The sequence below is a fragment of the Halomonas bluephagenesis genome, from assembly GCF_054790765.1.
Genome location: NZ_CP133631.1, coordinates 3787935 through 3809955 on the forward strand (window position 1 = coordinate 3787935; position 22021 = coordinate 3809955).

The 22021-nt window shown below is 52.1% G+C and carries 20 protein-coding genes; 16 read left to right on the forward strand and 4 right to left on the reverse strand.

Going from position 1 to position 22021, the window contains the following annotated elements:
* Positions 1–48: 48 nt before the first annotated feature.
* The 15 genes from asd to REH51_RS17280 all read left to right on the forward strand — a co-directional run bounded on the left by asd (position 49) and on the right by REH51_RS17280 (position 16616).
* Entirely contained in the window at positions 49–1161 is a 1113-nt protein-coding gene (asd, locus tag REH51_RS17210; protein ID WP_009723465.1) for an aspartate-semialdehyde dehydrogenase, read from the forward strand.
* A 293-nt stretch (positions 1162–1454) separates the two neighbouring features.
* Entirely contained in the window at positions 1455–3245 is a 1791-nt protein-coding gene (locus REH51_RS17215; protein WP_498936433.1) for a type IV pilus assembly protein FimV, read from the forward strand.
* A gap of 24 nt (positions 3246–3269) precedes the next feature.
* On the forward strand, positions 3270–4208 hold the full coding sequence (truA, locus tag REH51_RS17220; protein ID WP_498936435.1) for a tRNA pseudouridine(38-40) synthase TruA: 939 nt from the start codon (positions 3270–3272) through the stop codon (positions 4206–4208).
* Positions 4205–4840, forward strand: a complete 636-nt coding sequence (locus tag REH51_RS17225; protein ID WP_498936437.1) for a phosphoribosylanthranilate isomerase — start codon at positions 4205–4207, stop codon at positions 4838–4840. Before truA ends, REH51_RS17225 begins: the two co-directional genes overlap by 4 nt.
* 85 nt (positions 4841–4925) lie before the next feature.
* Positions 4926–6164, forward strand: a complete 1239-nt coding sequence (gene trpB, locus REH51_RS17230; protein WP_009723461.1) for a tryptophan synthase subunit beta — start codon at positions 4926–4928, stop codon at positions 6162–6164.
* Positions 6165–6172: 8 nt separating this feature from the next.
* Positions 6173–6976, forward strand: a complete 804-nt coding sequence (gene trpA, locus REH51_RS17235; protein WP_009723460.1) for a tryptophan synthase subunit alpha — start codon at positions 6173–6175, stop codon at positions 6974–6976.
* 93 nt (positions 6977–7069) lie between these two features.
* Positions 7070–8080 (forward strand): acetyl-CoA carboxylase, carboxyltransferase subunit beta, encoded by a 1011-nt coding sequence (gene accD / locus REH51_RS17240; protein WP_009723459.1) that lies wholly within the window; start codon positions 7070–7072, stop codon positions 8078–8080.
* Positions 8073–9401: a bifunctional tetrahydrofolate synthase/dihydrofolate synthase gene (gene folC, locus REH51_RS17245; protein WP_039869115.1), complete on the forward strand. Its 1329-nt coding sequence runs from the start codon at positions 8073–8075 to the stop codon at positions 9399–9401. Before accD ends, folC begins: the two co-directional genes overlap by 8 nt.
* A gap of 42 nt (positions 9402–9443) precedes the next feature.
* Entirely contained in the window at positions 9444–10106 is a 663-nt protein-coding gene (locus tag REH51_RS17250) for an SPOR domain-containing protein (RefSeq protein WP_009723457.1), read from the forward strand.
* A gap of 3 nt (positions 10107–10109) precedes the next feature.
* The gene (locus REH51_RS17255; RefSeq protein ID WP_009723456.1) at positions 10110–10700 is read left to right on the forward strand and encodes a CvpA family protein; all 591 of its coding nucleotides are present in this window, start codon (positions 10110–10112) and stop codon (positions 10698–10700) included.
* Between the two features lie 171 nt (positions 10701–10871).
* Positions 10872–12395, forward strand: a complete 1524-nt coding sequence (gene purF / locus REH51_RS17260; RefSeq protein ID WP_009723455.1) for an amidophosphoribosyltransferase — start codon at positions 10872–10874, stop codon at positions 12393–12395.
* A 61-nt stretch (positions 12396–12456) separates the two neighbouring features.
* Positions 12457–13656 carry an O-succinylhomoserine sulfhydrylase gene (locus tag REH51_RS17265; protein ID WP_009723454.1) on the forward strand — a complete coding sequence of 400 codons (1200 nt, stop codon included), beginning with the start codon at positions 12457–12459 and terminating at the stop codon, positions 13654–13656.
* 248 nt (positions 13657–13904) lie between these two features.
* Entirely contained in the window at positions 13905–14459 is a 555-nt protein-coding gene (locus REH51_RS17270; RefSeq protein WP_009723453.1) for a cytochrome b, read from the forward strand.
* A 70-nt stretch (positions 14460–14529) separates the two neighbouring features.
* A complete protein-coding gene (locus tag REH51_RS17275; protein WP_009723452.1) occupies positions 14530–15114 on the forward strand; it encodes a YceI family protein in 585 nt (194 codons plus the stop codon).
* 167 nt (positions 15115–15281) lie between these two features.
* Entirely contained in the window at positions 15282–16616 is a 1335-nt protein-coding gene (locus REH51_RS17280) for an MATE family efflux transporter (RefSeq protein ID WP_234668061.1), read from the forward strand.
* A 6-nt stretch (positions 16617–16622) separates the two neighbouring features.
* On the opposite strand, the gene REH51_RS17285 is transcribed toward REH51_RS17280, so the two are convergent.
* The 4 genes from REH51_RS17285 to REH51_RS17300 form a co-directional block, all read right to left on the reverse strand.
* A complete protein-coding gene (locus REH51_RS17285; RefSeq protein WP_498936439.1) occupies positions 16623–17999 on the reverse strand; it encodes an NCS2 family permease in 1377 nt (458 codons plus the stop codon).
* 360 nt (positions 18000–18359) lie between these two features.
* Positions 18360–19550, reverse strand: a complete 1191-nt coding sequence (locus tag REH51_RS17290) for an amino acid aminotransferase (RefSeq protein ID WP_498936441.1) — start codon at positions 19548–19550, stop codon at positions 18360–18362.
* A complete protein-coding gene (locus REH51_RS17295; protein ID WP_009723448.1) occupies positions 19551–19889 on the reverse strand; it encodes a 4a-hydroxytetrahydrobiopterin dehydratase in 339 nt (112 codons plus the stop codon).
* 28 nt (positions 19890–19917) lie between these two features.
* A complete protein-coding gene (locus tag REH51_RS17300; RefSeq protein ID WP_039869111.1) occupies positions 19918–20817 on the reverse strand; it encodes a GGDEF domain-containing protein in 900 nt (299 codons plus the stop codon).
* 315 nt (positions 20818–21132) lie between these two features.
* Here REH51_RS17300 and cobA point away from each other — a divergent pair, with 315 nt between their 5' ends.
* The gene (gene cobA, locus REH51_RS17305; protein ID WP_009723446.1) at positions 21133–21930 is read left to right on the forward strand and encodes a uroporphyrinogen-III C-methyltransferase; all 798 of its coding nucleotides are present in this window, start codon (positions 21133–21135) and stop codon (positions 21928–21930) included.
* Positions 21931–22021: the final 91 nt, after the last annotated feature.

The window sequence follows — 22021 nt, forward strand, 5'->3', positions numbered from 1 at the left end:
TAATATTTGTGTATAATATCGCTCTCATTCTTAGTTGGAGGACTTCACATGTTGAAAGTCGGTTTCGTGGGATGGCGTGGCATGGTTGGCTCGGTGCTGATGCAGCGCATGCAGGAAGATGGTGATTTTAACGGTATTGAACCGGTATTTTTTACCACCTCCCAAGTTGGTCAGCCTGGCCCCGATATCGGCGTGGACGTGCCTCCGCTGAAAGATGCGTTTGATATTGAAGCGTTGAAAGCACTGGACGTGGTGGTTACCTGTCAAGGTGGCGATTACACCAAGCCGGTTTATAAAGACCTGCGTGAGGCGGGCTGGAAAGGCTACTGGATCGATGCGGCCAGTACCCTGCGCATGGAAGATGAAGCGACCATTGTTCTGGATCCAGTTAACCGCAAGGTGATTGATGCGCAGCTAGCGAAGGGTGCTAAAACCTTTGTTGGCGGTAACTGTACGGTCAGCTTGATGCTGATGGGGCTGGGTGGCTTGTTCGAAGCTGACATGGTTGAGTGGATGACCTCCATGACGTACCAAGCAGCTTCCGGTTCAGGCGCCAAGCACATGCGCGAACTGTTGAACCAGATGGGTCAATTGCGCGATAGCGTTGGCGAAGAGCTTAAAGATACCTCTAGCGCGATTCTGGATATCGACCGTAAAGTGACTGCCGCTATGCGCAGTGGTGACTTCCCCACGGATAATTTCGGTGCGCCGCTAGCGGGCAGCCTGCTGCCATGGATCGATACCAAGCTTGATAATGGCCAAAGCCGCGAAGAGTGGAAAGGTAGTGTTGAGACCAACAAGATCTTAGGTCTCGAAAACAACCCGATCCCCATCGATGGTCTTTGCGTGCGCATCGGTGCTATGCGTTCTCATAGCCAAGCGTTCACCATCAAGCTTAAGCAAGACGTGCCGCTTGACGAGATCGAAGATCGCATCGCTAAGCATAATGAGTGGGTTCAACTGATCCCGAACGACAAAGACGCTACTGTTGCTGGGCTAACGCCTGCCGCTGCGACAGGTACGCTGCAAGTTCCGGTCGGTCGCTTACGCAAGCTTAATATGGGCGGCGAGTATCTGTCTGCATTCAGTGTTGGTGACCAGTTGTTGTGGGGTGCGGCCGAACCGCTCAAGCGTATGCTGAAAATTCTACGCGAGCAGTAAGCACGCCACACTTTAGGTAAAGACGTTGAAAATAAACGGGAAGCTGTTCGCAGCTTCCCGTTTTTGTATGCTCACATTGGCTCTTAATGTACCGTTGATGCCAAGTAATAGACGATTTTATAGTTGTAATATGCAGGTGATGATCATAGCTAGTGACAGGTAGTTAGCGACAGGTAGGTAGTAATAGACAAGGTGTGGTAAAAACGGTTTACTCCATGGCATTGATGCTTGATCCATTCGTATGAGGGTGGCACTAACAACGAAAAGCAGTCGGGGCGTGAATGAGAAAAAAGTTGGCAAAGTTGTTGTGGCTATCGCTCAGTACCGTTAGCCCGCTAGCGCTGGCTCTCGGGTTGGGCCAAGCAACGGTAAATTCGCCGTTAGATGCGCCGCTTGAAGCAACAGTGCCACTTCAGGAAAGCGAGCGATTCGCGCTAAGTGACTTACGTGTTGACGTGGCGAACGAATCGGCGTTTAGGGCGCTGGGTTTAGAGTGGACGCCTCTCACGGCAAGCGTCAGTGTTCAGATTCAAGAGCAGCCTAACGGGCATCGTCTGCTGCTGCGCTCTTCCCAGGCAATTCATGAGCCGTGGTTGGATCTACTGCTAACCATTTCCTCGCCTGAAGGGCGTCAGACGCGCGCTTTAACGCTGCTGTTTGATCCGCCTGAGTACGCGATGGACAGTCCCGCTGACGCCATTAGCACGCCCGAAGTGATTAGCCGAGCGCCTGTCGCTACTGCAAAAGCCGCACGAGATATTGCCTACGTCGCAAGTGGCGATACTCTGGGGGGCGTTGCCGCAAGGGTGAAGCCAGCCGACGTTACCATTCAACAAATGATGATGGCGCTTTTAGAGGCCAACCCCAGTGCGTTCCCTACGGGCAATGTGGATGAACTCCGTGCGGGGCAGACGCTCAATGTTCCCAGTCGTCAGCAGATAACCTTACGCACGCCCAGTAATGCCGCGCAGGCGATTCAGGCGATGCGTCAGCCTGTAAGTCGGCAGGTGGCTGAAGAACCCCAAGAAACACCTGAAGACCAAAATGATTCGAGCCAGGAGCCGACTGGTGGGCCCGCTATGGTGAGTGACGATCAGGGCGCTAATCAATCTCAGGAAATGTCTGAGGCTGATGAGGCCGTCGTCGAAGAGCAAGCGTTAGCTGAGCAGCTATTAGAAAGCCAGGCTAGGCTGCAAGCCTTACTGGATGAGCGCGACCAAATGCGCGATGAGCTAGCCACGCTGCGTCAAGAGATGGCTTCGCTAACTCAAGCATTAGACGCTTCTCAGCGTGAACTTCAGCAAACCACTGAAATGTCTGATGCGCTGGCGAGCAGTGCCGCGCTGACGGCAAGCAATGCAGGGGGGCGTACTGCCTCCAGTGAGGCGTCGAACACCAGTCGCTCAAAGAGTAGCTTTGAAACGATCGTTAATCGCATTTCTGCGTATCAATGGCCGCTTGCTAGCATCGCCCTGGCGCTTTTGTTAGGAGCGCTAGTATGGTCGCGTAAGCGTCGTGAACGGCAGTGGGAAGACGTCCCCTTAGCCTCGCCTGCAGACGCGCCACGACCTAATGCCGTTGCTGAAACCAAGCCTATCGACGGACCACTCGAAACCTCAGAGCGAAGTGTTCCGGAGCAGGTTGAGACAAAGTACGTTGAACCAAGGCAATTTGAACCAGAGCAGTCTGAACCAGAGCAAATTGCGCAAGAAGAACCGATATCTGAATTGTTTACGCCGCTGAAAGAGAAGCAAGACGAAACGGGCCAAACGGATGAGGATGAACTGGCGCTTGATAACGCTTTTTTAGACACTCCTGAGCCAGTCGAAGTGCCCTCGCAGAGCGATGAGGGACGGCGAGCCGGTACGATTGATTATGAGCCGCCTTCGATCGAGCCCCGAGAGCAGCCGGCAGAGACTCCTATGCAGCCCACGGTAGATTTTACATGGGACTATGTTTCTTCTGAACAAGAGGGTGACGTGGCTAAAGCAGCTGCAGAGCAAAAGCGAAAGGCTGCTGAGGATGAATGGGAAATCGAAGAGGTGGCATTCGAGCCGCGACGTCGGGATAATGGTACACCTTAAATATCTTCTATGTGACGTGGCTTCATGACGCTGTTTTACCATTTTGACGAAACAAAGCCCCTGGTGGGGCGCCTAGCGATGGGCATTGAATATGATGGTACGCGCTTTTGCGGCTTTCAGCGTTTGAAGCATGCAGCATCTGTTCAGCAAGCGGTGGAAGATGCCCTGGAGAAAGTGGCCAGTGCGCCAGTGCGTATTCATGCCAGTGGTCGAACCGATTCTGGTGTGCATGCCACGCGGCAAGTCATCCATTTTGACCCGCCTGTTCAGCGTTCTGAAAAAGCCTGGATTTTTGGCAGCAATACCAATCTTCCCAGAGACGTCGCTGTGCGCTGGGTAAAGCCAGTGTCCGACGACTTCCATTCCCGTCTAGGCGCGCTTGGGCGTCGCTATCGTTATATTTTATTGAATCAAATTAGCCGCCCGGTGCTAGAACGCCACAACGTAACTTGGTGCCGAGACCCGCTAGATGCCGATGCTATGCATCGAGCGGCGCAGGCCTTGGTGGGCGAGCATGACTTTAGTAGCTTTCGGGCGGCGGCCTGCCAGTCCAAAACGCCTTGGCGGCAAATGCACTTTGTAGAAGTGAAACGCTATGGGCCGATAGTGGTCATTGATATTCAGGGCAATGCTTTTTTGCATCATATGATTCGCAATATTGCGGGGGCATTGGTCAGCGTAGGGCGCGGTTCCCAGGATGAGGGGCATATTGAACGCTTGCTGGCGCTTAAGAATCGCCGTAAAGGCGATGTCACCGCACCGGCTTGTGGCCTTCATTTCGTAGACTCACTCTATGATGAGCGATTTGATCTGCCCAAAGAGCCGCTAGGTCCTAACCTGCTTGCATTTACCGGCGAGTGGACCGGTGAGCGTGAGCTGCCTGATAATCCCCGTATTGCTGCTAGGCGCAAGCTAACATTTAAGAAGCAGGAGCCTTTAGATCAGCAGGGGGTGTCGTCATGAGCGCATATTTAGCCCGCACGCGAATCAAGTTCTGTGGCTTAACCCGCCATGAGGATGTGGCGCTGGCAGCATCGCTTGGTGTGGACGCGCTGGGCTTTGTAATGTGGCCTAAGAGCGCTCGAAGCATAACGCCGGAGTTGCTTGAAGAGCTGGCAGTGCGAGTACCTGCGTTTGTGACGCGGGTAGGGTTATTTGTTAACCAGCCCGTTGAATTCATTGAGCGGTGTTTACCTTATTTGGATTTAATCCAGTTTCATGGTGATGAGCCAGCCTCGTTCTGCCAGCAGTTCGGGCGGCCTTGGATTAAAGCACTGCGCATGCGTGATGATATCGACCTGCATCAAGCGGCAGCTGACTATTCACACGCCCAAGCGTTGCTGTTAGATGCCTATCGTCCTGGCATCCCAGGAGGAACCGGAGAGACCTTTGATTGGTCTAGAATTCCCGCAACCTTAGAAAAACCTGTTATCCTGGCTGGTGGGTTATCGGTTGATAATGTGGCTTTTGCGGTTAACCAAGTAGTGCCTTATGCGGTTGATGTTTCTGGTGGTATAGAAATGTCCCACGGCATAAAAGATGCCGAGTTAATGGCATCTTTTGTTCAAAATGTGGCGTTAGCCAGCGCCCAATAAGCTCATTGCGTAGCGTGCCCTGCGGGCAACTACGCCTCATTGTTAGTTCATTTATTGTTTGCCTGTTCTGGCGATCTTGTGAGGTATGCCTGTGACTGTCTCAGCGACTGAAACCAAGTTCAGCGACCTGACCCGAATGCCGGATGCCCGTGGTCATTTTGGCCCCTACGGCGGCCGGTTTGTGTCGGAAACCCTGAGCTTTGCCCTGGAAGAGTTAGAGCAGACCTACCTGAGTTTGCGTGATGATCCCGCTTTCCAGGCTGAGTTTGACCGTGATCTTGCCCATTATGTAGGGCGTCCATCGCCGCTTTACCATGCTGAACGATGGTCACAGTCTCTAGGGGGCGCGCAAATTTGGTTGAAGCGTGAAGACTTGAACCACACGGGTGCCCACAAGGTTAATAACACTATTGGCCAAGCGCTGTTAGCCAAAAAAACCGGCAAGCCCAGGGTTATTGCTGAAACCGGTGCGGGCCAGCACGGTGTTGCCACGGCGACAGTGGCAGCTCGCTTAGGCCTGGAATGTGACGTTTATATGGGGGCGGCAGACGTTCAGCGTCAGAAATTGAACGTTTATCGTATGCGCCTGTTGGGTGCGCGGGTAATTCCTGTGGAATCAGGCACTCGTACGCTTAAAGACGCGATGAATGAAGCATTGCGTGACTGGGTCACCAACGTTGATAACACGTTCTACATCATTGGTACCGTGGCTGGTCCGCATCCTTATCCGCAGCTGGTGCGTGATTTCAATTCGGTAGTGGGACGTGAAGCGCGCCAACAGTCATTAGCGCAAATTGGGCGTCTGCCGGATGCGCTGATTGCCTGTGTAGGCGGTGGTTCTAACGCCTTGGGCCTATTTTATCCCTTCGTCGAAGATGATGCGGTGGCTATGTACGGTGTCGAAGCTGGTGGCGATGGTATCGAAACAGGCCGGCATGCCGCGCCGCTTTCGACGAACGCGCCACGTGGTGTTTTGCACGGCAACCGCACTTACTTGATGTCTGACGAAGCGGGGCAGGTATCGGACACACACTCGATTTCTGCTGGGCTCGACTACCCAGGTGTTGGCCCTGAACACGCGCTATGGAAAGATGTTGGCCGAGTTAACTACGTAGCGGCAAACGATAAAGAAGTGCTGGAAGCGTTCCGTGAGCTGACGCACATGGAAGGGATTATGCCAGCGTTGGAATCTGCCCATGCGCTTGCCCATGCGAAGGTGCTGGCCCCGACCATGCGCCCTGACCAGCATATCGTGGTCAACCTTTCTGGTCGTGGTGATAAAGATATCATGACCGTTGCGAACATCGATGGCATTGAGTTTTAAGGGCTAGCATGAACCGTATTGACCAACGTTTTTCCGAATTAAAAGAGCAGGGTCGTAAGGCCTTGATCCCGTACATTACCGCCGGTGATCCTGCGCCTCAGTACACCGTGGGCTTTATGCATGCCCTGGTAGAAGCGGGCGCTGATATTATTGAGCTTGGCGTGCCGTTTTCAGATCCAATGGCTGACGGCCCGGTGATTCAAAAAGCCTGTGAGCGGGCGCTTAAGCAGGGCACTCGCTTAGTTGATCTGCTGGATATGGTCGCTGAGTTCCGTCAAGTGGATGCTAAAACACCTATCGTATTGATGGGATATCTCAATCCGATAGAGCGGATTGGCTATGAAACGTTTGCTGATAAAGCGGCAAGCGTTGGCGTTGATGGCGTGCTGGTAGTAGATATGCCGCCTGAAGAGGCTGACGAGTTCGGCCCGCTATTAAAAGCGCGCGATCTAGCAGCGATTTTCTTGGTTGCGCCTACCACTTCCAATGCTCGTGCCGCTACAATATGTGCTCACGGTGAGGGCTATCTCTATTATGTTTCGCTTAAGGGCGTTACCGGTGCTGCTACACTCAACGCTGACGATGTGGCTGAGCACCTCGCGCCTTTGCGTGAAATGACCGACTTGCCACTGTGTGTTGGCTTCGGTATCCGTGATGGTGTGACGGCCGCTGAAGTAGCGAAAGTCGCTGATGGGGTGATTGTTGGCAGTGCGCTAGTGAACCGCATTGCAGAAAGCGTTGACGCACCTGAAACCATTGCTGGTCAGCTTAAAAGCGTGTTGGGCGAAATGCGCACCGCGATGGATGCCTAAGCGCATTCCCTCATCGCCTACACTGAATTTTGATTGACGACACTCATCAAGCTTGGCGTTGCTAAGCATTGACGTATACGGAAACTTTTTGATATGAGCTGGTTAGACAAGATTGTGCCCTCCATGGGGCGTATCCAGCGTAAAGACCGTCGCGCCAGCGTGCCCGATGGCCTCTGGCGTAAATGTCCCAAGTGCGAAGCGGTTCTCTATCTCCCTGAGCTTGAGAAGCACCACAGCGTATGTCCCAAGTGCGATCACCATTTACGGTTGACCGCGCGTAAACGTTTGGACTGGTTTTTGGATAAACAGGGTCGACAAGAGGTCGCGGCTGAAATTGAGCCTAACGATCGCTTGAAATTCCGCGACTCTAAAAAATACAAAGACCGTTTAGCGGCTGCCCAAAAAGAAACCGGTGAGAAAGATGCACTGGTCGCTATGCGTGGTGAGCTAGACGGACTTCCTGTTGTTGCTGTTGCCTTTGAATTCACCTTTATGGGCGGCTCAATGGGAGCAGTGGTGGGCGAGAAGTTTGTTCGCGCGGCGACCGTTGCTCTTGAAGAGCGACTTCCTCTGATTTGCTTTGCTGCTTCTGGCGGGGCGCGGATGCAGGAAGCGCTGTTTTCACTGATGCAAATGGCTAAGACGTCAGCAGCACTTGAAAAGCTCAAACAATCAGGCGTGCCTTACATCTCCGTTCTGACGGATCCAGTGTTTGGTGGTGTCTCCGCGTCGCTAGCGATGTTGGGCGATCTAAATATCGCTGAACCCAACGCTTTGATTGGTTTTGCTGGCCCGCGGGTTATTGAGCAAACCGTGCGTGAAACGCTGCCGGAAGGCTTCCAGCGCAGTGAGTTCCTGCTCGAGCACGGCACTGTGGATATGATCGTGCATCGTCATGATATGCGTACTCGCATTGGTGGTGTTCTGCGTAAACTGACCCACAATATCGCGCTGCCTACCGAAGGTAGTGTTAGTGACGACGCATTAGTTGACGAGCCGTTGGTTGATGAAGCGCCCATAGCAGATGCAGCAGATGTTAATACGCCTGAAACGCATAGCGAAGCCAGCACTGTTAAGAGCGACGATTCGACCCGCAATGTCTAAATCTTCAACCCCTAATTCATTGGCCCCTAGGTCTTTAGCCGAATGGCTGGACTACCTTGAAACTCTACACCCGGTAGGGATTGATATGGGGCTTGAGCGTGTAGCTGAAGTTGCCAAGCGCATGGGGTTGCTAAGTCGCCCGATTGCAACACAGGTAATTACGGTGGCTGGTACTAATGGCAAGGGGTCGACCCTTGCCATGATGGAGGCTGTTGCACGCACTCACGGTCTACGGGTGGGTACTTATACTTCGCCCCATCTAGTGCGCTATAACGAACGTGTCACGATCGACGGTGACCATGCTGATGACCAACGGCTAGTTGCTGGCTTCTCTAGCGTAGAGGACGCAAGGCTACAAGCGCCTGAAATTAGCTTAACCTATTTTGAAGCGGGAACGTTGTGCGCCCTCTGGTGCCTAGCACAGGAAAATCTCGACTTAGCGCTACTCGAAGTTGGCCTGGGTGGTCGATTAGATGCCGTCAATATCATCGATGCGGACGTTGCTATTGTCACCACTATTGCTCAGGATCATGCCAATTTTCTCGGGTCCGACATTGCACAAATTGGCCGAGAAAAAGCAGGCATTTTTCGTACTGCGAGACCCGCGGTGCTAGGCAGCCGGCTACTGCCCAGCAGTGTGGCAGAGACTGCCAATGCGATTGCCGCTCCTGTCTACTGCCTTGGCGAGGTTTTTAGCCACTCTTCTGATTATGACCCTGCTAATTTAAGCGCTGATACTCAGTCTGAATGGAGTTGGAGCGGGCTGACCTGTCAGGGAGACGTTATTTCTCTGACAAATCTTCCTGATCCCGGTTTGCCGATTGATAATGCGGCAACGGCTCTCCAAGCACTTATACTTAGCGGATTAGTGGTAAATGCAGACGCTTGCCGTCGTGCGCTTCATGGGGTGCAAGTACCAGGGCGTATGCAGTGGATAGGGCAATGGTGCTTGGATGTCGGGCATAACCCCCATGCGGCCGATTATGTGTCTAAGCGGCTGCCATTGGCGCCTGAAGGTGGTCGTCAGTGGGCGTTGATCGGCATGCTAAATGATAAAGACGCTGATGGTGTTATTAGCGCTTTGTTACCACGTATTACCGACTGGGTGTGCGTGACGTTGGAGGGTGAACGTGGTCGACCAGCCGCTGAGCTAGCCGCGCGTATCACGTCTCTCGGTGGGCATGTGCATCACTGCGCCAGTTCCCCAGAGGCCGGTGTGCAAGTAATTGCTAAACAGCTGGCACCCGCTGACCGGGTATTAGTTACTGGCTCGTTTTTTACAGTTGCGGCCCTGTTGGAAATGACACTGCCGCAAGCTTAATCGCCCCGGCCGCTGTGCTTGTTAAGCTTGATGGAGAGGGATATGAAATACGGTAAAACGGAACGCATCAGTGGTATTGTCATTTTACTCGCGCTGTTGGCGATTTTCGTGCCGTGGTTGATGAGTGATCCTGCTCCACGAGAAGAGCGCCCTCAACCTACGTTTGTTATTGAACAGCCCGTCGATGCAACGCGGCAGGACGTTCCGATCCCGGAAATGCCGTCATCTATCAACACGTCCTCATCTTCCAGCGAGGATCGTTCTGGAGATGGCTTAGCTAATAGCGTGCCAATTGATGCCAATCCAAGGCAGCCACAAACAGATCAAGCCAGTAGCTCGAACACTCAGAGCGCTGACGCAAACGACCCCATCGCTGAATTAATGGCTGCAAATAACCGTAATAGCGCGTCTACAAGCTCCTCTACCAGCTCCTCTAATGAGTCATCGAATTCAGCTGGTCCAACGTCTTCTTCCCAGGGTGAATGGGCAGTTCAAGTGGGAAGCTTTGGTGAAGCGGGTAACGCGCAGCGTTTAAGTGATCAGCTTACTCAGGCAGGCTTCAACACCTATCTCCGCGAGCGCGATAATAACCTTACCTCTGTTTATGTTGGTCCGTATGCGACGTCTGAAGACGGTGAGTCTGCAATGGCGATTATTAAGCAGCGTGCTAATGTGCAGGGCTTGTTAGTGCGGGTAAGAGATTAATCTATGGCGCTTACTTGGATAGACGCGCTTTTCCTGGCGGTGCTGGCACTTTCCATGCTGGCAGGCTTTATGCGCGGATTTGTCAGGGAAGCTCTTGGCTTGGCTGCGTGGGTAGTCGCGCTGATGGTAGCGCGCGTTCTGGCAGAGCCGGTGGCGGATCTAATGAGCGGGTTCATCGACAGTTTCGATGCTCGTTTGGTGTTGGCATTTATTTTAGTGATTTTTGCGGTCATTTTACTTTGCGGGATTGTTATCCGCCTCGTTCACGCGGCCGTAGAGTGGGTTGGTATGGGGTTGCTTAATCGCTTCGCTGGTGCAGCCTTTGGGCTTGCCCGTGGCGCCGTCATTTTATTGGTGGCAACCGTCCTTATTACACTAACACCCTTAGCTGAGCTACAGGCTTGGCAAGAAGCTGAGCTACGGCCGACGTTTATTGAGCTGCGCGATTGGGCGGTAAGCCAGTTAGATCAGTGGGAGCGTGAGCTACCGCAAGCACCTGACTCGCTTCGCGACATATCGTTACCGGATTTCCGAACTCAGGAAGAGCTAGTTCCACAGCCTTTTACGCCAACATCTGAAAATGCTAGCCAATGAGTGTGCTACTTAGGTTGGTTCAACGCTGCGTGATGTTTAGTTAGTTATACAGTCAGCTACTGTCTACTAATGCCTGCTCTTGCGAGCGAAAAATAGACAGTGGCTCACATTCGTTTGATGAACGTACGGGTTTGCTACGGTAAACCATGGCACTAAAGCGAGGTAACTTGAATGTGCGGTATAGTGGGCCTTCTGGCCAAGCAGGCGGTAAATCAGGGAATCTACGATGCTCTGACCGTACTTCAGCATCGGGGCCAGGACGCTGCCGGCATGATGACTTGGAGCGAGGGACGCTTCCTACTGCGCAAGAGTAACGGGCTGGTTCGAGATGTGTTTCATACCCGCCACATGGCTCGCCTGAAAGGCAATCTTGGCATTGGCCACGTACGTTATCCAACCGCAGGTTCCTCCAGCGAAGCTGAGTCTCAGCCGTTTTATGTCAACTCGCCCTACGGTATTGCGCTGGCCCATAACGGTAACTTGACTAACTCCGAGCAGTTAAAGCAGGAGCTTTTCTCGACCGACCTTCGCCACATCAATACCAGTTCTGACTCTGAAGTGCTGCTAAACGTATTTGCTCATGAGCTGGGCAAGCAGGGCCTACACTTAGAAGCCGAAGATATTTTTGATGCTGTTCGTAGAGTGCACCGGCGCTGCAAAGGCGGCTACGCGGCGGTCGCGATCATCAACGGTTTTGGTATGGTGGCATTTCGGGACCCCCATGGTATTCGTCCAGTGGTTTTTGGTACTCGTCAAGGTGACGAGGGGCAGGATGTCATGATTGCTTCAGAATCCGTCGCGCTAGATGTCGGTGGCTTTGAGCTGGAGCGTGATCTTTCACCAGGTGAAGCGATTTTCGTTGACATGCAGGGACAGATTCACACCCAGGTGTGTGCTGATCGGCCTGTGCTGCGCTCATGTATTTTTGAGCATGTCTACCTGGCGCGCCCTGATTCTATTCTCGATGGTGCCTACGTGTATGGCACGCGTATGCAGATGGGGCGCAAGCTTGGCGACCGCATTCTAAACGAGTGGCCAGATCACGATATTGACGTTGTCATTCCGATTCCTGACACGTCACGCACCTCTGCCCTTGAGATGGCTCAGCACTTGGGTGTGACCTATCGCGAAGGGTTTATGAAGAACCGCTATATTGGCCGTACGTTTATTATGCCGGGCCAGACGCAACGTAAAAAATCGGTGCGCCAAAAACTGAACGCTATTGACGTTGAATTTAAAGGCAAGAATGTACTGTTGGTAGATGATTCCATTGTGCGCGGAACCACCTGTAAGCAGATTATTCAGATGGCTCGCGATGCGGGTGCCCGTAAAGTGTATTTTGCTTCTGCAGCGCCGCCTGTTCGTTACCCCAACGTTTATGGCATTGATATGCCTGCGGCAAAAGAGCTGATTGCGCATGGCCGCACAGAGGAAGAAGTTGGTCAGCTAATTGGTGCGGATCGAATTTTCTATCAAGACCTGGACGATTTGAAGGCGGCTTGCCGTGAGGTTAACCCTGAGATGGAAGAGTTTGACTGTTCTGTCTTCGACGGCAACTACGTCACTGGCGATATTGATGATGCCTACTTGGCGGTGCTTGAAGCGAGCCGTAATGACGCGGCCAAAGATCAAAGTGCGGGCGACCATGCGCTGGTGGATATGCATAATCAAGATGATGATGATCTCGACGACTAACGCCACGCATTAATAGTTCGTATTACGATTTATATTGACGTTTTGTACAAGGTGCTCAGCCATGCATGATGATAGTCACCAGGATGAGTGGTCGCTAGAGACCCTTGCCATTCGCGCGGGCCATCACCGTACGTTTGAGCAAGAGCACGCCGAGCCCATTTTTCCCACCTCAAGCTTTGTTTACGAAAGTGCGGCTGAGGCCGCACGCAAGTTTGGGGGACAAGAGCCAGGCAACGTCTATTCACGCTTTACTAATCCCACGGTTCATACGTTCGAGCGCCGTTTGGCGGCGCTTGAGGGTGGCGAACGGTGTGTGGCGACGAGCTCGGGGATGTCGGCCATTTTATCGACGGCATTGGCGCTGCTAAGTGCCGGTGATGAAATCGTTGCATCACGCTCGTTGTTTGGTTCTACCGTGAGCTTGTTTGACAAATACCTGGGCAAATTTGGTATCACGACTCGCTATGTGGAGCTGTCAAATGTTTCTGCCTGGGAAGAGGCCATCGGCCCAAATACCAAGCTGTTGTTTGCGGAAACACCTTCTAATCCATTATCTGAAGTCGCGGATATCCCAGCATTAGCCGAACTTGCTAAGCGTAGTGGTGCACTTTTAGCGATTGATAACTGCTTCTTAACCCCGGCTCTTCAGCGGCCAATTGCACTTGGCGCCGATTTAGTTATCCATTCCGCGACGAAGTATCTGGATGGGCAGGGACGTGCTGTTGGTGGAGCGGTCGTTGGTAAACACGACGTGTTGGAAGAAGTGTTTGGTGTTGTACGCACCTGTGGACCTTGCCTTAGCCCCTTTAATGCGTGGATTTTTACCAAAGGCCTTGAAACTTTATCGTTGCGTATGAAAGCGCATTGCGAAAATGCGCTGACCTTGGCGCGCTGGCTAGACCAGCACCCGGCCGTTAACAAAGTGTACTACAGCGGCCTGGAAGCGCACCCTCAGCATGTGCTTGCCAAGCAACAGCAGCAAGGGTTTGGTGCCGTGCTAGGCTTCGAAGTAAAAGGTGGCCAAGAGGGCGCTTGGCAGGTGATTGATGCCACCAAGATGCTGTCTATTACGGGTAACTTAGGGGATGTTAAAACCACAATTACCCATCCGGCCACCACAACGCATGGACGTCTTTCTGATGCGCAAAAAGAAGCTGCGGGTATAACGCCTGGGTTAATTCGCGTGGCGGTGGGGCTGGAAAGCCAAGCTGACATTCAGCGCGATCTTGCCTCTGGGTTGGATGTTTTGGCGGCTAGCTGAGCGATTCAGATAGCGTTTGATAAGCCGGCCATTCGTGGCCGGTTTTTTTATTACTTGCTTGGCTGACGATTTTCTTAAGTACGGGTTTTTAAGAATGGCTTTGAAGGATGGTTTTTAACAAACGTTTTTTACGAATGGTGTGTTCTGCTTTTTTCAGCGGTGTTTTGATGATTAAGACGGTATGCTTTATATAAGAATGTGCTTACAGCGGGTATGACTTAGCGCTGTTGTGAACGAGGAAATCAAGGATGTGGCGGAACACGCAGAGTGGTTGGGGAGTCATTAGTATTGTTCTTCACTGGCTAAGCGCACTAACGATTGTGGGATTGTTTGCGCTAGGCTGGTGGATGACAGATCTTGGCTACTACGATACTTGGTATAACCAAGCACCGTGGGTACATCGTTCTATTGGTATCTTGTTGTTAATCGCTACCTTTGCTCGCTTGGTGTGGCGACTAATTCAGCCGACACCCCATGCGGAAGGAAGTCGCTTTGAACGTTTAGCCGCCCATGCTGGCCATACAATGCTGTATGCCTTGTTGTTGTTGGTTCTTGTCAGTGGTTACTTGATTTCTACAGCCAACGGGCGCGGAGTTAGTGTCTTTGGTTGGTTCGAAGTGCCTGCGTTGCTTCACGGGCTTCCTAATCAAGCCAGTCTAGCGGGCGATGTTCACTGGTATAGCGCCCTGGCACTCATCGCATTGGCTGCAGGGCACGCTCTAGCCGCTATGAAGCACCATTGGTGGGATCGCCATTCAACATTCGTGCGGATGGTGAATCCTGCTCATAGCCGCAAGCGATAATGGAATTTTTTGTCCACTGCGTGGGTATTTTGCTCGTAGTGTTTATTAGGAAAGAAAGGAGATTTCCACGATGTTAAAGAAAACCGCTTTTGCGACTGCAATAGCCGCCGCTTCGCTAGCGACGTTCGGCCAAGCGCAAGCAGCAGAATATCAAATTGATACCGAAGGCCAGCATGCCTTTGTTCAATTTAAAATTAGCCACCTCGGCTTTTCTTATATTCTAGGTACTTTCGAAGAATTTGACGGTCAGTTTTCTTATGACCCAGAGGATTTAGAAGCTTCTTCTGTAGAAATGGAAGTGCAGGTGAGCAGCCTAAACACTAACCACGCAGAGCGTGATCGCCACTTCTTAAGCAGCGACTTCCTTGATGCCAGCGAATATCCTACCGCAACCTTCACTTCAACAGGTTTTGAATCGACAGGTGACAATGAAGGCGTGGTAACCGGTGAATTAACGCTTCACGGTGAGACACAGGAAATTGAAATGCCTGTCACCTTGATGGGCGAAGGCGATGACCCCTGGGGTAATTACCGTGCAGGCTTTGAAGGTAGCACCATGCTAACGCTGGGTGATTTTGGTATTGATATGAGCGATTTCCCAGAATCGATGCACGAACTGGAGCTTTACGTGACGTTTGAAGGCATTCGTCAGTAAGCTAGTGCAAGCAAGAAAGCGCCATCACCCTTGCATGGGTGATGGCGCTTTTGCGTTGGGTGCCACTATAAACAACGCTCATCTAGCAGGCTAGAAAGTGTCCTTAACTACACTATATGCATCGTTACTCACCCTGTTTTGAGGAGTTTTCTTTGGCAGCAGTCGTTATGCAACAGCGCGAGCTGGCGATAACCTTATGGCGTCAAACATGGCCGATGGCCATTGGTGTGCTGGCGCTATTGGGTTTTCAGCTTGTGGACAGTGCTTTTATTGCCCGTTTGGGAACCGCGCCCTTGGCCGCCCAGTCGTTCACCTTCCCTTTGTCATTTCTGATTATTGGTATTCAGGTAGGAATGGGGATCGCGATTGCGGCGCTTATCTCCCGCGCCTTAGGGGCTGGAGAAGACGTTAGAGCGCAGCGCTTAAGCAGCCTTGTGCTAATTGCTGGTGGGCTTGTCATTGGCATGCTGGTAGTAGCGCTTTGGTTTCTTCAAGTGCCAATATTTAGGCTGTTAGGCGCCGATGATAATGCGCTGGTCTATATTCGCGCTTACTGGGGGCCACAGCTCTTTTCGGCTTGGTTAGGTGCGCTGCTCTATTTTATTTACAGCGTGTTTCGTGCCCACGGCGATACACGTCTTCCAGGTAAGATGATGGTACTCAGCAGCCTTATCAACCTGGGGTTGGATCCGCTGTTTATTTTTGGCATCGGCTCTTGGCAAGGGTGGGGGTTGCCGGGCGCGGCTTGGGCGACCGCCATCGCTTTTTCTGTCGGGCTTTTATTCAGCAGTATTAAACTAAAGCGTCGACAATGGACGACGACCACCGCGATATGGCAAGAAGCTGGACACTCGTGGCGGGCTTTTACCAGTATCGCCGCTCCCGCTATGGTTAGCCAACTGATGCCGCCTCTGGCAGCGATGCTGGCGATTGCGGCTGTTGCTGGCTTGGGGGATACCCAAGTAGCAGCATGGGGGCTTGCTAGCCGGCTTGAAACGGTTTCGCTGATGGTGATATTGGCGATGACGATGTCGCTGCCACCGTGGCTTGGGCGTTGCTATGGGGCGGGCGACTGGGGACAGATTCAGCAACTGATGCGCTTGGCAGTGAATGTCGCGTTGATATGGCAGCTCAGCCTAGGGGTGTTATTGGCACTGGCTTCACCCTGGGTGGCTATGGTGCTAGCCGGAAATCAGGAGGTGCAGAGTGAACTCGCGCTTCTGATTCGCTTTTTGTTGCCAAGTTATGCTGCGCTGGGTGTTTGCATGCTGGTGGTATCCGCAGGTAACGCGCTTGGCTGGCCCCTTAGGGCGATGCTGCTTTCGAGCGCGCGGCTGTTTATTTGCTACCTACCTTGTTTATGGGTGGGAGCACAGTTGTTTGGGTGGACAGGCTTAGCCGTTGGCGCAGCAGTGGGTAATGTGTTGGCAGGGGTTGTTGCTTGGATGGTACTCAGACGCATTTTATCCCGCCCACATCGGCAGGCGGGATTCAGCCAGTAATGTAGTTTAAGGTTTCTTTGGGGCTTCCTGAAATGAGAAATACATAAACAGCAGCGCCATGCCCAAGTAACCCATGACAAATTCAGGCGCCGCATTAAAGGCTAGTTTGGGGGCGTGCATCAGTCCTACGAATGAGAAGCCTGCCGCAATAGCGGCAAACGCGGCTGCCCGTCGGAACTGATGGTCGATCACTGACACTGTCATTGCCCCTAGGAAGATGGCCATAAACATCGCGCCTTGCCCCATGACAACAATGGCACTGGAAATATCGCTGACGACGTCACCTGCGCCCCGGTTGAAGCGCGTCATCACATAGTTGGCAAAGTAGGGCAGCATCGCCAGCGCAATAGCCGGATAGTAGCGGGTGTCGTTCGCTTGAAATGCGGTGGCAATCATCGACATGCCCACAAATACCAAGATAGGGGCCACTACTGATACCGGAATAATGGCCGCTAAGGCAGCGATCAGGCCAAACATGGTGGCTAAGGCATAAACCGCACCGTTTAAAATGCTGTAGCCTCGTCCTGCGCCCATCCACTTCGCGCCCACCGTTGCGATATAGACAGTTGTTGGAAATACGCCGCCAAACAGTGCGCCGATCATCGTGCCTGCCCCATCAACTGCCTGGCACTCACGCACATCGTATTTATCGCCAGCCGCCTCCATCGCTTCAACGTTATTCATGGTTTCAATAGCGTTATAGAGAGTGATGGGGAGCACGACGGTAAGTACGGCCAACATGCCGGTAAATAGTAAGCCGAGCCCTTCATACCACGCTAAGTTAGGTAGCAGTGGGTAGAACCCTAAATGCGTAAAAGCATCGCTGAAGCGTTCGCTGCCCGCATCACCAATCAAATAAGCCATCGCAGTACCGACCACAATGGCAAACAGCGATGTCGGTAGCTTAAACGGCATGCTGACACGTGCCACAAGACCAACAATGATAATACCGAGCACCAGAAGTCCAATGATAGGCATTTCCAAGGTTTTAAATAGCATCTCACCGGCAATAAAGGTGAGTGCGACGCCAGCAACAGCACCCAACATGGCGGCCCGTGGGAGGTGATACTGCACCCAGCGGCCAATAATGCTAATCAAGGCTTCTATTGCGCCACTAATAAAGCAGGCGGCCACGGCAACTTTCCAGGCTAATTCTGCGTCACCGGTTAATTGCTTGGCGGGAAGCAATACGCCGAATAGAAATACAAACATAACCGGGGTAGAAATGCCGTAGGAGAGCGCAGTGACATCACTGCGGTTTTCTTTTCGTGCGAGTCTTGCAGCACTCCATGCGTAATAAAAATTGCCTGCCATGACAGCTACCGCGGCACCAGGCAGCACCTGGCCATAAACAATGGAGGTGGGGAACCCCATGCCAAGCATGGTGATTGCGATAATGACAAAGTTGGCAATATTGTTTTGAAACAGCGCGAAGAACGCGTCGGTATCTTCTTTTTTGTACCATGGATAGTGAGTGCCGGCAGCCGCCCTGTTAGGCCTCTTGGTTATGGTGTGTTGTATGCAAGGCTATGCTGAGTGTGCCGAAAATTTGACTAATCGGTCAAGCATCGCGTTGTAGTGGACGCCGCACGGGCGCCCCAGGCTCTGGCGGCAAGCGCACAATTGTACATAACAATTGCTTGTCTGTTCAGTTGCTTAATATCAATCCACCAACAAAAACGCCCAGGCAATTTGCCTGGGCGTTTCAGTCGTTGAGATCAACAAGTTATCAACGGATAAGTGTTATTCGTTAACGGCAGGGATGGCCTTAGCGAGGTAAGGCAGATTCTCGTGGGAAAACCCTGCAACGTTGGCACGGCCAGAGCGCACCATGTAAATACCGAACTCATCACGCAGGCGATCTACTTGTTCCGGTGTTAAGCCGGTGTATGAGAACATGCCGCGCTGTTCAGCAACACATGCATACTTTTGGTCAAGGCCGTACGGCTTGAGGGCCTCAACGAAGTCACGACGCAGCGTGTTGATGCGATCACGCATTTCAGTTAACTCTTCACGCCAAATAGCAGATAGTTCAGCGTCGTGGAGAATTTCACTAACAATCGCACCGCCGTGGGCGGGCGGATTAGAATAGTTCTCACGGGCAACGATGGCCGCTTGAGAGCGAACGTTTTCCATCTGCTCGGCGTCTTTTGCAATCAGAATCAAGCAGCCAGTGCGTTCGCAGTAAATGCCAAAGTTCTTCGAGCAAGAACTCGTAATGATGACTTCATCAAGGTTTTCGGCCAGCAGTCGAACACCGTATGCATCTTCATCCAGGCCTTCCCCGAAGCCCTGGTAAGCGAAGTCAACCAGTGGCAGCAGCTTGCGCTCGCTCAGTACCGCCATCACTTCTTGCCACTGATCTTTAGACAGATCAAAGCCGGTCGGATTGTGGCAACAGGCATGAAGTACTACAACGTCGCCTTCCGGAATCTTTTTCAGCGCCGCTAACATGCCATCGAAATCAAGGCGGTTGTTGGCGTCAACATAAGGGTATTTGTGAAGTTCTATGCCCGCAGCGGTAAAAATGCCGTGATGGTTTGGCCAAGTAGGATCGCTGACCCAAATTCCTTTTCCAGGAAGCTGGTGAGCAATAAAGTCAGCGGCTAAGCGCAGTGCACCTGTTCCACCGGGAGACTGGGTAGCGCTCGCGCGATTGGCTTTCAACACGGCAGAATCTGCACCTAATACCATAGGCAGCACAGCATCACCGTAAGCAGGGGCACCATGAGAGCCAATATAGGTCTTGGTGGTTTCATTCTTGAGCAGGCGAGCTTCTGCTTCCTTGACAGCACGCATAACTGGCGTATTGCCTTGTGCATCTCGGTACACGCCAACCCCTAAATCGACTTTCTGGGGATTGGTGTCTTTTTTGAAAGCTTCGATCAGCCCGAGAATGGCATCTCCTGGGACTCGCTCAATTTGCTCAAACATTTATTCGGCTACCTCGTCGGTTCTGGCGGCAAGAATGAAATCATTAAGATGCAGGCCCTTTATTGCATGGGACCACCACGTGACGGTGGTTTTACCCCACTCAGTAACAATGACAGGGTGGTGCCCAGCCTGCTCTGCTATGTCGCCGACGCGCTGGGTAAATGCCAGGGCATCAGCAAAGTTGCGAAACGTAAACTGTCTCGTCAGCTTCATGATGCCATCGTGGTCAACAATCTGCCACTCTGAAAGCGCTTCTAGATGGGGTTGGCATGCGCTATAAGTGAGCGGTATGGCATTGCTACTGCAGGGTTCACAGGTGGTTTGAGCAAGGGTTGTCATGTGTTGTCTCCTTTTAATATTGCTCTTATCAGGGTAGAAGGCATACACAGTCACGACCAACCTCTTTGGCACTGTATAAAGCTTGATCAGCGCGCTCTATTAAGTTGGCTAAAGGCTCACCGCACCGATACTCCGCTACACCAATGCTCACCGTTACTTGGCCTGCCCCAATTCCAAAGTCGTAGTTTGCGATGGCATGTCGCAGGCGGTCAGCGAGTTTATGGCATTGTTGCAGCGGTGTGAGCGGCAACACGACCATAAACTCTTCGCCGCCAAGCCTTGCCACCATATCTTCGCATCGCAGGAGTTGCTGAGTTTGTATGGCAAGCTGTTCGAGTACGCTATCGCCTTGTAAGTGCCCCCAGCGATCATTGAGTTGTTTAAAATGGTCGATATCTACCATCATGATAGATAGAGGCGTCCCGTGCCGCGTGCTCAGTGAGGCTAGGTGCGTTAAGTGCACCATAAGTTTGCGCCGGTTGGGTAACCCCGTTAAAGGATCGGTGTCACAGAGCTTTCTTAGCCGCTGCTCTTCAGCGACTTGGTCAGTAATATCCATCATGATGCCGTCCCAGCGCACACCATCGGATGTTGGAGAGGGGTTAGCGCTAACCGCAATCCAGTGTGGTTTTCCTTTAGGGAAGGGGAGTCGAAAACGGGTGGTGAGCGGTAGCATCCAGCGGGCAGACCGCTCAATGGAAGACATTATTTTGGGGTGATCGTGACCGGTTAAATATTCAATTAGTTGGCCAGCATCATGAGCTAATTGTTGCCGGTCGATGTGTCCTAGCGCCTCGCCCCCTCCTTCAAGGTAGGGAAAGTGCATACGGCCACAATGTGATCGATAAAATTGAAAAATAACCCCAGGTATTTGGGATATTAGGCTGTCAGTACTGTGTGGTACTGGGACTGTGTCATTCACGGGCATGCGTGAAGCTCCAAATCATATGCCAAATAAAAGTTAATCGTGAAGATTAGCCCTAAAAAGGTAACTAATATGTAAGCCATTGCTGACAATTTCATCTTTTTTTAAAATTAATTGAACTATTAATATATGAAAAAAGAATTAAAGGCAGCTTTAAAGTGCATGCCATAGAAATGTTGGCGCGAAACAGGAAAACCTATTACTTTTCGGTATATTTAATTCTTTTTTTATTGCCGAGGTGTTTCTTTGAATGCAGTAAAGGGAGCCACTGTACAGACAGACCATTCGGCTAGCGCTCTAAAAGCGAGGGGTGGTTTGGTGAGTTTGGTGGGCGCTGGCCCAGGAGACCCAGAGCTACTGACGTTAAAAGCTTACAAGCGGCTTTTGACAGCAGAGGTCGTGCTTTACGATCGTCTCGTTAGCGATGAAGTGTTAGCCCTGATTGGGCCCCAGGCTGCGCGGTTTTACGTTGGTAAAGCAAAGTCTTCACACAGTGTCCCTCAAAATGAAATCAACCAAACACTGGTGACGTGGGCAAAGCAAGGTAAGCGCGTTGTACGCCTCAAGGGTGGAGATCCTTTCATCTTTGGTCGGGGTGGGGAAGAGCTTGAGACGCTAGTGGCTGAAAACGTGGTGGTAGAGGTTGTTCCGGGCATTACAGCGGCCTCTGGCTGTGCAGCCTATGCAGGCATTCCACTGACACATCGAGACCATGCGCAGTCGGTTCGCTTTGTAACGGGCCACTTGCAACATGGAGAGTGCTCGCTTGACTGGCAAGCGTTAGCACGGCCTGGCCAAACCTTGGTATTTTACATGGGGCTGAGTAACTTAGAGGCCATCTGTCAGGCGTTGATTGAAAATGGGCTTTCACCTAGTACGCCTTTGGCGCTGATTGAGCAGGGCACAACACAGCACCAGCGTACGCATATTGGTTCTTTGCAACAGCTGCCTGAAGCATTTCAGCAGGGTGAGGTTACGCCCCCTACGTTATTGATTATTGGTAGTGTTGTGTCGTTACACGCCACGCTTTCTTGGTTTGAGGTCACCGCTGCGGGTGCGGTAGGCTTTGAGGAAGGCAAACACCACACTAATCAAGAAGCGGGTACCAGCGGGTAATAGTATGGATCGTTGGTCATATACGTTGATCACTGGCTAGATGTTGCTAGATGTGTATGCTAGTAAAAGAATGTCAGGTGTTAAATACCTA

Coding starts and splice junctions, on each gene's coding strand:
- asd (WP_009723465.1), top strand. CDS start 49: ATGTTGAAAGTCGGTTTCGTGGGATGGCGTGGCATGGTTGGCTCGGTG.
- truA (WP_498936435.1), top strand. CDS start 3,270: ATGACGCTGTTTTACCATTTTGACGAAACAAAGCCCCTGGTGGGGCGC.
- REH51_RS17225 (WP_498936437.1), top strand. CDS start 4,205: ATGAGCGCATATTTAGCCCGCACGCGAATCAAGTTCTGTGGCTTAACC.
- trpB (WP_009723461.1), top strand. CDS start 4,926: ATGCCTGTGACTGTCTCAGCGACTGAAACCAAGTTCAGCGACCTGACC.
- trpA (WP_009723460.1), top strand. CDS start 6,173: ATGAACCGTATTGACCAACGTTTTTCCGAATTAAAAGAGCAGGGTCGT.
- accD (WP_009723459.1), top strand. CDS start 7,070: ATGAGCTGGTTAGACAAGATTGTGCCCTCCATGGGGCGTATCCAGCGT.
- folC (WP_039869115.1), top strand. CDS start 8,073: ATGTCTAAATCTTCAACCCCTAATTCATTGGCCCCTAGGTCTTTAGCC.
- REH51_RS17250 (WP_009723457.1), top strand. CDS start 9,444: ATGAAATACGGTAAAACGGAACGCATCAGTGGTATTGTCATTTTACTC.
- REH51_RS17255 (WP_009723456.1), top strand. CDS start 10,110: ATGGCGCTTACTTGGATAGACGCGCTTTTCCTGGCGGTGCTGGCACTT.
- purF (WP_009723455.1), top strand. CDS start 10,872: ATGTGCGGTATAGTGGGCCTTCTGGCCAAGCAGGCGGTAAATCAGGGA.
- REH51_RS17265 (WP_009723454.1), top strand. CDS start 12,457: ATGCATGATGATAGTCACCAGGATGAGTGGTCGCTAGAGACCCTTGCC.
- REH51_RS17270 (WP_009723453.1), top strand. CDS start 13,905: ATGTGGCGGAACACGCAGAGTGGTTGGGGAGTCATTAGTATTGTTCTT.
- REH51_RS17275 (WP_009723452.1), top strand. CDS start 14,530: ATGTTAAAGAAAACCGCTTTTGCGACTGCAATAGCCGCCGCTTCGCTA.
- REH51_RS17280 (WP_234668061.1), top strand. CDS start 15,282: ATGCAACAGCGCGAGCTGGCGATAACCTTATGGCGTCAAACATGGCCG.
- REH51_RS17285 (WP_498936439.1), bottom strand. CDS start 17,999: ATGCTTGGCATGGGGTTCCCCACCTCCATTGTTTATGGCCAGGTGCTG.
- REH51_RS17290 (WP_498936441.1), bottom strand. CDS start 19,550: ATGTTTGAGCAAATTGAGCGAGTCCCAGGAGATGCCATTCTCGGGCTG.
- REH51_RS17295 (WP_009723448.1), bottom strand. CDS start 19,889: ATGACAACCCTTGCTCAAACCACCTGTGAACCCTGCAGTAGCAATGCC.
- REH51_RS17300 (WP_039869111.1), bottom strand. CDS start 20,817: ATGCCCGTGAATGACACAGTCCCAGTACCACACAGTACTGACAGCCTA.